At 45.4% G+C, this 12,704-nt stretch carries 9 protein-coding genes; 6 read left to right on the top strand and 3 right to left on the bottom strand.

What is annotated here, in order from left to right; genetic code table 11:
- A complete protein-coding gene (locus tag ONB37_11750; GenBank protein ID MDZ7400831.1) occupies positions 1 to 303 on the bottom strand; it encodes a phasin family protein in 303 nt (100 codons plus the stop codon).
- A gap of 640 nt (positions 304 to 943) precedes the next feature.
- Between ONB37_11750 and ONB37_11745 the strand changes: the two genes are divergently transcribed.
- The 4 genes from ONB37_11745 to ONB37_11730 all read left to right on the top strand — a co-directional run bounded on the left by ONB37_11745 (position 944) and on the right by ONB37_11730 (position 6,708).
- On the top strand, positions 944 to 1,681 hold the full coding sequence (locus tag ONB37_11745) for a nucleotidyltransferase family protein (protein ID MDZ7400830.1): 738 nt from the start codon (positions 944 to 946) through the stop codon (positions 1,679 to 1,681).
- A gap of 189 nt (positions 1,682 to 1,870) precedes the next feature.
- Positions 1,871 to 2,779 carry a mechanosensitive ion channel family protein gene (locus ONB37_11740; protein MDZ7400829.1) on the top strand — a complete coding sequence of 303 codons (909 nt, stop codon included), beginning with the start codon at positions 1,871 to 1,873 and terminating at the stop codon, positions 2,777 to 2,779.
- Positions 2,779 to 6,093: an AsmA family protein gene (locus tag ONB37_11735; GenBank protein MDZ7400828.1), complete on the top strand. Its 3,315-nt coding sequence runs from the start codon at positions 2,779 to 2,781 to the stop codon at positions 6,091 to 6,093. Before ONB37_11740 ends, ONB37_11735 begins: the two co-directional genes overlap by 1 nt.
- Positions 6,094 to 6,126: 33 nt before the next feature.
- The gene (locus tag ONB37_11730; protein MDZ7400827.1) at positions 6,127 to 6,708 is read left to right on the top strand and encodes a hypothetical protein; all 582 of its coding nucleotides are present in this window, start codon (positions 6,127 to 6,129) and stop codon (positions 6,706 to 6,708) included.
- Here the strand turns inward: ONB37_11730 and ONB37_11725 are convergent.
- A complete protein-coding gene (locus tag ONB37_11725; protein ID MDZ7400826.1) occupies positions 6,671 to 7,225 on the bottom strand; it encodes an RNA methyltransferase in 555 nt (184 codons plus the stop codon). The two genes, ONB37_11730 and ONB37_11725, sit on opposite strands and share 38 nt — an antisense overlap.
- A gap of 575 nt (positions 7,226 to 7,800) precedes the next feature.
- Between ONB37_11725 and ONB37_11720 the strand changes: the two genes are divergently transcribed.
- Complete coding sequence (locus ONB37_11720; protein ID MDZ7400825.1) at positions 7,801 to 9,762, top strand: glycoside hydrolase family 97 protein; 1,962 nt, start codon at positions 7,801 to 7,803, stop codon at positions 9,760 to 9,762.
- 150 nt (positions 9,763 to 9,912) lie between these two features.
- Here the strand turns inward: ONB37_11720 and ONB37_11715 are convergent, their stop codons facing one another.
- Positions 9,913 to 10,944 (bottom strand): LacI family transcriptional regulator, encoded by a 1,032-nt coding sequence (locus ONB37_11715; protein MDZ7400824.1) that lies wholly within the window; start codon positions 10,942 to 10,944, stop codon positions 9,913 to 9,915.
- A gap of 432 nt (positions 10,945 to 11,376) precedes the next feature.
- Here ONB37_11715 and ONB37_11710 point away from each other — a divergent pair, with 432 nt between their 5' ends.
- Positions 11,377 to 12,636: a glycosyl hydrolase family 8 gene (locus tag ONB37_11710; protein MDZ7400823.1), complete on the top strand. Its 1,260-nt coding sequence runs from the start codon at positions 11,377 to 11,379 to the stop codon at positions 12,634 to 12,636.
- The last annotated feature ends 68 nt before the right edge of the window (positions 12,637 to 12,704 follow it).

Raw genomic sequence — 12,704 nt, 5'->3', positions numbered from 1 at the left:
TCACTGCTTTTGCTCAAGCTTTTTCTTCAATTCCTCAACCTGCTGGGATAATCGGTCGAAATCAGCTTTAGTCGGAAGACCCAGCTTCGCCACAGCTTTTTGGACTTCAGCATTGATCTTTTCAATAATATTTTGTTCCTGTTCCTTCAGTCTTGCCAGATATTTGTCCACGAACGCTGCGCGCTCTTCATTGGCCACAGCCCCAGCGCTGATTAAATCATCCACAAATTCCTCAATCTTCTCTTTACCCTCTTCAAATAGGCCAAGCCCAAGAAAAAAACCTTTTTTCAACAAATCCATCATGGTTTCATCCTCCATTATATTTCACTTTTAGCGCCCTACAGAATGAGCAATTTGTGATTATCAAAATATCACTCCTGCGGATGCGCCACCTTTTTTTATTCTGATAAATTACACATGAAGTGATACTCATCGCTCAGCCAGGCACGGGCTTCAATTTAAACGACTCAACTGGGAGAGGTTGTCATTCTTCCATTGAAGTCAAAATCCAGCTAGATAACAGCATGTTATCAATGTTGTGAATTTAATCTGTATCATCTGCCCTCTAATTCAATTTAATAGCTTTCTGCCAAGACAGAAAAGATGCGCGTTTTGGATCGGTTTGTCTGATCATTTTCATCTCCAATTTAGTTATATTTTTTGCAACTGTCAATAGCCTTTTTCAATTGAACCAATAAAATTGATGTGTCTGGCGTGTTACTCCTCATTCCAAATTTGTGTTAGCGGCATCAAGAATGTGGAAACTTTCTGTTGAAATTCTTAAAAAAAAGCATTATATTCAAGCTTAATCTTCGTACCAAACAATACAATGAGATTAAAAATTTCCCAAGCGAGATAAGCCGAGATCATCTGCTAAAATCGGAATAAATGATGGCTGGAATAGAATAATTCAACCTGCACTGTTTATCGAAGGAGCTACAACATGAAATGCATTCTTCTCTGCGCTGGTTATGCGACTCGATTGTATCCGCTGACTCTGAACACGCCGAAGCATTTATTAAAAGTCGGCGAAAAAGCTATTCTGGATTATGTCATCGAAAAACTGCCAATGGAGCATATCGATCAAATCTATTTGGTGACCAATAATAAATTTTATCAGAATTTTGTGGCTTGGCGCGACCAGTTGAAGCCAAAGCTCCCGATCATGGTCCTCAACGATCAGACCATGAGCAATGAAGATCGGCTCGGCTCGATGGGAGATGTCCTTTTCGTCATCGAGCAGACGCAATTTGATGACGATTTCCTTTTGATCAGCGCCGACAATCTCTTCAACTTTGATCTAACCCCGATGCTGGGGCCATTTTTCGAGGGAAGAAATATCGTTGCCCTTTATGACGTGCAGACCATCGAAGAAGCGAAAAAGATGGGGATTCCGACGCTTAACTCCGAGGGAGTTATCACGCATTTGATCGAGAAGCCAGAAAATCCTTCTAGCACACTCAGCTCAATTGGCATCTATCTGTTTCATCGCGAGGTGATTCAACTGTTGCGCCAATATATCGAGGAAGGCCACTCTCCAGACAAAGTAGGCGATTTTATTAGCTGGCTCTGCCAAAAAATTCCACTATACACCCATCGTTATGATGGGCCAAACGATCTTTGGCTGGATATTGGCACTCCATCGCAATTGGAATTAGCAAAGCGCTTGTTTGCAAAATGAATTAGGGTCGGCTGAACGAGCGAATCTTTCTCGGCTAAATCTGCCAACGGTGTCACTGTTCCGATTGACCAATTTATCTTGACCCAGTCCTTCTCCGATAAAGTTTTATCAGAATCGATTGTCGATGTCTTGATTCGGGATATGAAATGCCTATTTTTTTAACGATGATTATGAGAAAGGCGAATGGGTATGGAACCGATGATGTTTCAGAAAATCATGATCCCTTTCAGAGAAATCTTAGATGAGCTGAAAGAGTTTATCGATATCAGGGCCCTAGTGGTTCAGATCATTCTTTATCTGCCCAAATTGATAGCGGGTTGCATCATTTTGTTCGTATTTTACGGCTTCTATCGGGTTATCCGATACTTTCTATTGCGCAAATTTCGAAAAGCAGAGATATCGGATTCGGTGGCGCACCTTATCATCAAAGTGGTGCGATTTTCGCTATTGGGATTGGCGATCATTTTGGTCGCCGATCAGATCGGTATTCGAATTATTGCGCTGATTTCGACGCTGGGCGTGGCTGGAATTGCTCTGGGTCTGGCAGCGCAGCAGACGCTGGCCAATTTCATCTCAGGGATCATCATTCTGGTCAGCAAGCCGTTTCGAGAGGGCGATATGGTCGAATTGGAGGACACCTTTGGCCGGGTGAAAGAGATCTCGCTGCGATCGACTTCGATCTTAACTTTGAACAATATTCTTGTCGATATCCCAAACCAGAAGATTGTCGAGTCCAAGATCATCAATCATACCTATAACGAAAATATCCGCATTGGGGTGAGCGTGGGAATCGCCTACAAAGAGTCGATTCCAGAAGCACAACGCGTGCTGTTGGAATTGGTGAAAAACGATGATCGGTTTCTCACGCAGCCTCCGCCGACGGTCGTCGTTGATGAGATCGCTGATTCCAGTATCAATCTGAGATTGTTGGTATGGATCAAGGATTCTCGGCAGGAGATGGCACTGACCTACGAATTGCGACAGAAAATTAAAATGGCACTGGATAAGGCAGGGATCGAAATCCCATTTCCGCATCGCCAGCTTTTCATCGAATCTCTGCCAGTCAATGATCTCAAAGCGTTCTCGAGGTCGCATTAATGCCAAAATTTCGCCTGATATCGGCCCTGAAAAAAATGCTAAAATTGGGGCTATGGATCTGTCTCAGCCTAATCATGTTGGTGGGCATCTTTTTGGTGGTGCTGCGCATCGGGTTCCCACCATATAAGATCAAACAAATGATTATTTCAAACGTTGCCTCCACCATTGGGCGAAATATATCGGTTGGGACGGTCTGGTTCAATCCGTTCCGAGGGGTCACGTTGAATGATATCTGCGTTTCAGAGCGCGCTATTGGGGATAATTGCATCAGTGACACTGCTCGCTTTTTTTCTGCCAAAAAATTCCATCTCCGCTATCGCTTCTCTGCGCTGTTCAAACGAAAATTTGAGATCAAAACGATTTTAATCGATGATCTAGTGATCAACTTACGGCGCGATCGAAATGGCTCATGGAATTTTGCGGATCTGATCGCTGCTGATACAGCAGCAGCTCGCACTCAGGACACCTCTGCCGTTTTAGGCCTTCCGATATCCATCGATCTCAGGCGATTTGCCCTGAACCGTTTGACCGCAAATTTGTTCATCAATCAATCTGACACAATTTATACCCTCGCCTCTGGAGGGCTATCGGTTTTCATTGAAAACCTGTTTTGGCCGCGAATATCCAAATCGGAGACGCAAAGCGAGCCCAAGCTCAGCCTTCGATTGGTCTCTGATGAACAACTATGGCGTTTTTCCATGACTCATGGCAATAAAACCCAGATGAAATATGCCAGTTCGCGGCTTGATATGGATCTGAGGATTCAGCTTCTGGGCCACGATTTCATTCAAAGTGATGGGCAAATTGGCATCAATAGTTTGACTTTAACTTCTGGAGCAATAACGCCGGTCCAAGTCCAGATGGATAGCTTATTTTTCCCCAAAGTCGCTTCTATCCGCTACGATGTTAAGTTTGATGGAGCGCTAAGCCGCCTTGCCTTGAATGAGTTAACTGCCAAAATCGCCGACGAGACCATTTTTAAAGTGGAAGGTACCGTGACGGATTTCCCATCGAGCCCAAATTTTCAATTATCCATCACGGAGAGCGAAATCAAATTGAAAAATCTCATCAATCTGCTACTCCCGTTATTGCCCGATTCCATCCAGCAGCGCCGCAAGCAGATTTCTATCGATGGGTTGGCTTCGTTCGCAGGGAGTTCAATTTCTGGTAATCCGACCAGCGCTCATCCCGATGATGCTCTAATGGTCAATTTGCTATTTAGGCTCGATAATTTCACGGCCGCCTATGTTGATCCGCATGCCAAATTGATCAATCTGAACATTCGGAGCCGCTTTACCGAGCGACATAACCGCCATGGCGTTCAAGGGGCAGATATTCAGATCGATGCAAGGATGGATTCTTTGTTTTTAACGATCGATACACTCCATGTTGGTTTTGGGCAATTGCAATTCAATCTGAACTCCGCACTGCAGGCCGATCTATCGCCCGATTCGATTCGTGCGATCGTTTCGATCGGGAATTTCTTCGAGGTCCCCTTAGATTTCAATTTTCATTTCAAATCAATTTTAGGGCTGGATCGTTTTCGAGCTGGTGCGGACCTAAATATTCCAAGATTGCCGCTCAGCAATTTGCCTGCTTCCGCGCTAACTGGGCTTCTTGATCTCTCTGCCAATTTGAAAGCAGAAACTTTAGACCGCATCGATCTCACCATGCTTGCAAAATCCGATGAGATTATCTATGAAACGGATACTGGACCGCTGATCTTCAATCCCCTCACTTTGCTCGGAAAAGGATGGCTATCCACCACAGCAACTTTTGAACGCCTCGAGTTAAAACAGCTACTTTTGAAAGCAAACGATTTTGCTACCGGGAAAATTTCTGGGACGTTGGAGCTATCTGAACCCTCGCGCCTTGAACTGCTGGCTGACGATTTGATCGTTGACCATCCGAAGCTGATGGCCTACTTGCCATCCTCTTGGTTTGAAGGGTATGAAACTTTAAGCATCGGTGGCCGTTCAACAGCCACTGCTTCAATTACAGCCATCATTCCCAGTGAAACAGAGAGCCAAATTGATGTCCGAGGCAAAGTCTTAATAAACGCTAATGTCGAATATCCTGATCTGTTTCTCTCTTTGAAGCACGTTACAGGTATCCTCAACTTTACTTCGGATGCCGAGACCGCTCAGTTCGCTCTGACTGGTATGTTAGATAGCCTAATTATTCAAGGGGTTCGAGATGATCCGATCCGAAATATGCCGCTCTGGGCAAAAGTCCATATGCCAGACTTTGAGACGCTGAAGCTGGATAGCGCGGAATTGCTTGTGCAACAACTCAGGGCAACAGTCCGATTGAATGGTCAACTCGACAGTTTATCTGGCAACATGCCCTCATGGTTCGATATCAATGTGACGTTGGATACGCAGCAGGACACAATTCCCGCCTTGAACGACATGAGATTTGCTGGAAAAATTAATGGGAATGTACATGTGTTTATGGTAGGTGATCTGGCAGATATTTCTGGTCAGGTAAACATTGGTCTGCCCCATCTGGCATACAGCAGCATCGCCAAATTGGATACCATCGAGGGCGCGATACAATTTGCGCTACGATATGATATTGAGCGGGAGGTATTGATTGAAAGTGGAGCAGGATGGCCGTTCCTAAGCTCTGAAGGCAGCTACTATTATGATCTATTGCGTCCTAATTATCGGCAGCGACATCCGCAATTCTCCGCTATTGAAATTCGTCGCATCCGAGCGGGAGATTATCAGGCCCGAGACATCCATATCGATCTGTTATTCGATAATGAACGGATTAATGTCCCGCGCTTCACACTCAAGGCTTACGATGGCAATGTAGCAGGACTAATTTCAGCCAATCTTCATCAAGGGACGCTCGATCAGATCGAGTGGCGAATAAAAGCAAATGTCTCGCAGTTGAACTCGGCCAAGCTTTTGCCGACGAGGCGATTGCGCCGCAAGGGCTCGGAGCTGAATTTGACCATGGAATTATCAGGCGTTGGACTCGATCCTGCGCGCAAAATGGACATCCAAGGAAATTTTTACGTCACTCGTATTGGCCCGCAATTCACAGATAATGTGTTGCGCTCGCTCGATCCTCGTGGAACCGATAAAAGCATCCAGGATACTCGACGATTGCTGAACTGGGGATATCGCCCCAGACTGATCTCATTCGAGATCAAACATGGCAATCTCTACCCAACGATCCATTTGGTCAAGGGCAAACTCTGGACCCGGTTGATCCCGCTGAACCTCAGCGGTGGTAAAATCCAATTGGCCAGGATCCCCATTAAATTTTTCATGACCAATATGATGACAGCCACAGCCCAATAACAGCGATCACCAAACGTTAAAAATGGAATTCCGATGAATTCGATATTTGGTCAGAGTATACCCACATCCCTCGTCGAAATCATTCGACAAAATCAACAGCAAAAAAGGCAATTCGATATTCAAGATGCTTACAAATTGATCTACCAGAGTGTGTTTGGTATTGAACATCTGTTGGTGGATTTGGAAGGTACAAGACAACGCTTGAACCAGGAGCTGAATGCAATCCGTGCCGATTCGGATGAGCCACTCATTGAAATAATCTCTGTTTCAGGCGACGTGGTACGATTGAATTTGAGGCCATACAAATTGCTCGAGGGAGAGGCGAGTGGGCTTTTTCAGGCAATGATTTGGACAGGCCAACAAATCCGCGGTTCAAGAGAAGGGTTCCTGTCGTTATGGGGACAATTTCAGGAGGCGGTTGTAACGGGGCTACTGAATTTTGATAAAAAGGCATTGCTTCGTTTCGATGAACAAATGAACGCGAGAAACTACCCAGCTGTTCATCATTCTCATGGGTATCGACAAGCCCACCGACCAGCCTATCGGGTGCTCAGCCGTGAGTCAGTCATGACGCTTGTTAATGTGTTGCTTGAAAAGGATCAGGGCAATGCTTAATGATTTCATAAATGGCTACACCATAGGCAACGGCCACATTGAGCGATTGCTTTATCCCTGCCATGGGGATCTCAATCGCCTGATCGGCCAGCGCCACCACTTCATCGGAAACGCCGGTGATCTCATGACCCACTACCAGGCAAAGCGGGAACTCGTAGTGAGCCTGATGATAGAGCTGGGATTGATCGGTATGTTCCAGAACGACAATTCGATAGCCACGTGACTTGAGCTGATGGATCGCCGCTACTGGATCGGGACAGTGCTCCCACGGTACCGTTTTCTCAGCTCCCAACGCGGCTTTATGGATCTCAGCTCGGGGCGGATAGCCAGTGAGACCACAAAGATAGAGCTTTTCAACTCCAACAGCATCTGACGTCCGAAAGATCGATCCCACGTTGTACAAGCTTCGGACATGATCCAACAAAACCGAAATCGGACGGCGCGGCCGCTGTTGAACCATTTCCAACGAAGGCGTCTGATCCAGCAAATCGAAGTGAGAAATTTTTCGTATCGGCATAATTTTGATGGTCTCAATTTCCTGTTAAGCTGATTATCCCAAACATAAGAATTTTTGACAAAACAATCAAGCAGATTGTTGGCCCAATCAATTTTAGTTTCCAAGCTTATTACTGTAAATGAAATCAAATCTGGTTCGTTTCAAAAAGAGCTCTAACAGATACCGTTTGTTCAAACGAGCGATCGATTTCTGGTAACTGAATTGTTGAAAGCTTGTACATTTGAGCGAGTCATTGCCTTTCGACAGTTCGGCTTCGGATGGACATGAGGGAGCAGATCGGAAGCTGCTCTGCCGCTGGCTTCGATTCAGCATGGATTTCCTTAAATGAAAGCCGATTGTTAAAATTCAGAATGGATGAGCTGTTCTATTTTCGGTCATTTTCCAATCTGACAGAGTTATTGATCTCTGAAAAATCAAAATGATTTGGAATATTCGGGTCATGCCGTCTGCCAGACAGCGGAGAAGCCTCTCTATTTGATGCTTCGTCGCGCAAAAGGGACTTCCCCATCTGGAGGAGGGACATTCCACATGCATTTTGAAGAACTTGATCTTATCTAACTGAAAGGAGCACTGCGATGCGAAGACGATTTCTTTTGTTGTTTGCATTTACCTGCCTTTTGTCTTTATCCAACTCAAATGCTCGCCAATATCAGCTTGCTTCGCCGGATCAGAAAATTAAAGTGCAACTGTTCGTATCAGATCAAGTGTCCTTTTCTGTTTGGTTCAAAAATCAACAGATAATAAAGCCATCCGCCATTGGGATGCGATTAGATGAGGGGAGATGGTTGGGGAAAGATATTTCGATTCATGGCGTCCAGCGCACAACGATTCGGGAGACATTACAACCAGTGATCAAAGTGAAAAACGCCAATATCGAGAATCATTGCAATCAGCTCATGATTCAAATCAAAGGGGATTACGGGCTGATCCTTCGCGCCTATAATGATGGCTTCGCCTATCGCTGGTTCACCAATTTCAAAAAGGACATCGAGGTGTTCGAGGAACTGGCTACATTTGAATTTGGTTCTGATCATCCACTCTATTTTGCCCAAGAAGAGAGCTTCTATACCCATTCGGAACGGTTATATCAGCGAATGTTGCTCAGCGAAGTAACTGCCGATCGCATGGGTTACTTGCCAGCAGTGATCGATATTCCTTCTGGGCCGAAAGTCGCCATCCTTGAAGCTGATCTTGAGGATTACCCTGGCATGTACCTCACTGGCTCGCTGCACTCGCCAACAGCACTTTTGGCGAAATTCCCCTATTTTCCCCTGGAGTTTGAACAGCGCAGTGATCGAGATGTGATGGTCACTCGACGGGCAGATTTTCTGGTGAAGACTCGGGGTCAGCGCGTATTTCCATGGCGGGTACTGATCATCGCCGAAAGGGATGCTGAATTGGTCGAAAGCCAGATGGTCTATAAATTGGCCAAAGACTGCCAAATTGCCAATCCGTCCTGGATTAGGCCGGGGAAAGTGGCCTGGGACTGGTGGAATTGGAACAATATTTACGGCGTGGATTTTCGTGCTGGGATCAACACCAAGACCTATCAGTATTATATTGATTTTGCCTCGCGGTTCGGGATCGAATATGTGATCCTGGATGAAGGATGGTATCGTTTGGGCAATTTGTTAGAGGTAGTCCCAGAAATCGATATACCTCAATTAGTGGCGTACGGCCGCGAGAAAAATGTCGGCATTATTCTTTGGATGAGCTGGAAGACGCTGGATGACCAATTGGAACCAGCATTGGAGCAGTTTGTCCGATGGGGGATAAAGGGCATTAAAGTCGATTTCATGCAGCGGGATGATCAACCGATGGTCAATTATTATTACAAAGTTGCTCAGGAAGCGGCGAAACGCCAGTTGCTCGTCGATTTCCATGGTGCCTATAAACCGACGGGTTTGATTCGCACCTATCCAAACGTGCTCACCAGTGAGGGCGTTCGAGGTCTTGAATGGAGTAAATGGTCAACCGAGGATCCCAACCCAGAGCACAATGTCACCCTGCCGTTCACGCGGATGCTGGCCGGTCCAATGGATTACACGCCGGGCGCGATGATCAACGCCACAAAAGAGCAATTTCGGCCTGTATTCCAGCGCCCCATGAGCCAAGGGACTCGCTGTCATCAATTGGCCATGTATGTGGTTTTTGAGAGCCCGCTCCAGATGCTATGCGATAGCCCATCCAATTATCTGAGAGAAGCTGAATGCATGGAATTTCTGGCTCGAGTGCCAACGACCTGGGATGAGACTCGTGTTTTGGCTGCTCAAATGGCCGATTTCATTGTCATCGCTCGGCGTCATGGCAATGACTGGTTCATTGGTGCCATGACCGATTGGACCGCCAGAGACCTCATGATCGATTTTTCTTTTCTCGGGGATAAAAAATATACGATTGAGTTATTCCAGGATGGCATCAACGCCGATCGCAATGCGATGGATTTCAAAAAGCAGGTGATGACCGTTCACAAGGGCGAGCAACTCAAGGTTCATCTGGCACCAGGCGGAGGATGGGTCGCCTGGTTGCATCTATGATCAGAAAGGTTAAAAGTTAGCAACGCCAGTTTCCAAGGTCAGAACACTGGAATAATGATTCAAAATTCCATCGCTGTTATCATTCCAGCGTTCGACTTTCATTTACTTGGATTGCTCAAATTAGAAGTGCTCATCCTTGAGTCCGCCGTCTCAGACATTCAAAACCCGAGTGGATTCCCGGATGATGAAATCGGTTTCCAAAACCACGCGCTCGGGTGGCAACTGACCTGGCGTTTCGATATTACGAATGAGTATCTCGGCTGCTTTTCTGCCGATCTCATATTGGGGTGCCCGAATGGTTGTCAATGGCACTGGATAAATCTTGGCATAGTATATGTCGTCATTACCTACGATGGAGATATCGTCGGGGACGCGGATGTTTAAATCCTTCAGTGCGGTCATGACTGCCAGGGCTTGCTGATCATTGAAACACACGATGGCTGTGGGATAATCTTCTCGTCTGAGATTTTTAAAATAATTCAGCGTATTTCCATAGCTTTCCTCATGCCGCGAACCAATGGAGACAATCATATCTTTATTGAACACCAATGGGCTTTCGCTGAATGCATCGCGAAAGCCCTCGATTCTCTCCTGAGTATGAGACGACTGCGGCGGGCCCGCAAAGTGAACAATTTTCGTATGGCCACTATCAATCAAATATTTGACTGCCTTCTTAATTGCCTTCAAATTGTCGATCGCCACCACATTCGCCTGAATGCCCTTTACGTCCTCCAGGAGCACAAATGGGTAATTGATCATCTTCAACTTGAACAAATGCTCAATCTCCGCATCACCTTCGACCAATGGGGCAATGATCGCTCCTTTGATGTCTTTAGTCGAAAATAAATGGGTAAATTTTTTCTCACACTCATGATCGTTTTCTGAACTGGCAACGATAAAGGAATATCCTTTATTATGAGCGTATTCGCGCGCACCAAGTGCAATCGTCGTATAAAAGGGATAACTCAGGTCTTTAATAATGATCCCAATACATTTATCCTGATTACCATTTTTTAAATTTCTTGCCATCCCGCGAGGCCGAAAATTTAGCTCTTTCATCACTTCTAAAATACGCTCTCGGGTATCGGGCTTTACGGTATTTTTTGCGTTGATAACTGCCGAGACAGTGCCTTTAGAAACACCAGCGCGCTTTGCTACATCCTCGATCGTTATTTTCTTCATGAACTGCTCCGATGCCTCTTCGCAACTATGCTTTTATTGAAACGTTTTAATTTTTTTGATAAAATATAATGGCTTTTATTGATAAAATCAATAGAAATTTTAGCAATGATCGACCAGATTTGCCGCTTCAATCATAATTATGCACCATGATCGTGAATCGTTCGGATCAACATTTTAATTGCGGTTCCATTTTAACATGCTAATAACCTCAATGTCGAAACTTTTCTGTTGCTACGACAGCTTGGATGCTTTGAATCGAAACTATTTCTCTTTTCATATGCTTTTTCATGCCCCTGATCAACCTCCATTTTTCTTGAGCCATAAGGAAGATGCATATTTGACAATTTTTTGCTTGACTTTTTATCATCACTTTGATATATTTGAAACGTTTCAATTTCAATTTAACTTTTCTGTCCAATTTCGAGGTTGACCGTGATCGCTCGAAAGACGCTTCATCCTGTTTTGCTGCTATTCTTCCTTTGTTATGCTTTTCCGCTCTATTCAATCCTTGCCCAATGTCAATCTCAAAAAAAAGCCAACTCTGGCGCGTATAATAGTCATCATTATCCCAATCTCTTTGTTGAGCTCCTCGGCTGTTCAGAAGCCCAGGTCCAGGCCAGAATCGACAGCACCTTCCAGCAACTGTTCTATGGGGATGATGAAACGCAACGGATTTACTATCCGGTCGAGCCAGATATGGCCTATATAGAGGATATTTTCAATCAGGATGTTCGCACTGAGGGCATGTCCTATGGCATGATGATCGCTGTTCAGCTCGATAAAAAAGCTGAATTCGATCGGCTTTGGAACTGGGCCAAAACTTACATGCAGCATCAGACCGGGCCGCTGCGACATTATTTTGCTTGGCATTGTCGCACCGATGGGACGAAGATCGATACAAATCCGGCTTCAGATGGTGAAGAGTGGATCGTCATGTCGCTTCTATTTGCTGCAAATCGATGGGGAGAAGGCGAAGGCATTTTTCGATACAGGGCGGAAGCGCAGCAAATTTTGGATGCGATGCTTGGCAAAAGCCCTCACTCAGATCGTGCCGATGTTGTCACCAATATGTTCAATCCCAAAAACAAATTGGTAGTGTTTGTGCCAGCCGGTCATGTCGATGATTTTACTGACCCATCCTATCATGTCCCCCATTTCTATGAATTATGGGCGCGGTGGGCAAACAAGAATAATCGATTTTGGCAAGCAGCAGCGAAAGCAAGTCGAGAATTCCTCAAGCGGGCAGTCCATCCGATTACTGGATTGGCACCAGATTATGCGACTTTTGAAGGAAAGCCTTTGGATCCTCCCTGGGGTGGCGGTCACCACGACTTTCGTTTCGATGCTTGGCGCGTTGCAATGAACGTTGCCATCGATTATCTTTGGTTTGCGCGAGATGATTGGGCCGTGGTGCAGTCCAATCGCCTGCTCGAATTCTTTTATCGTCAGGGCATAGCCAATTACGGCAATCAATTCACAATTGATGGCAAAAAATTAGGTGATGATCATAGCGCTGGCTTGGTAGCCATGAATGCCGTTGCAGCCCTGGCTGCTTCAGATAATATGCGAAAAGACTTTATAGCAGCGTTTTGGAACACACCGATTCCAAGCGGCACCTACCGCTATTATGATGGCATGTTGTATCTCCTGGCACTGCTTCAGGTCAGTGGCAATTTTCGAATTTTTGAATGATCCGATAATTCAAAAACAGCCCATTTGCCTAGTGGCTGAATGACTTCATTTTAAAATTAGGTGATTCC

The organism is candidate division KSB1 bacterium (genome assembly GCA_034506395.1).
GTDB lineage: Bacteria > Zhuqueibacterota > Zhuqueibacteria > Thermofontimicrobiales > Thermofontimicrobiaceae > Thermofontimicrobium.
Note: the sequence above shows the minus strand (reverse complement) of the source record. Positions and strands in the feature narration are given on the sequence as shown.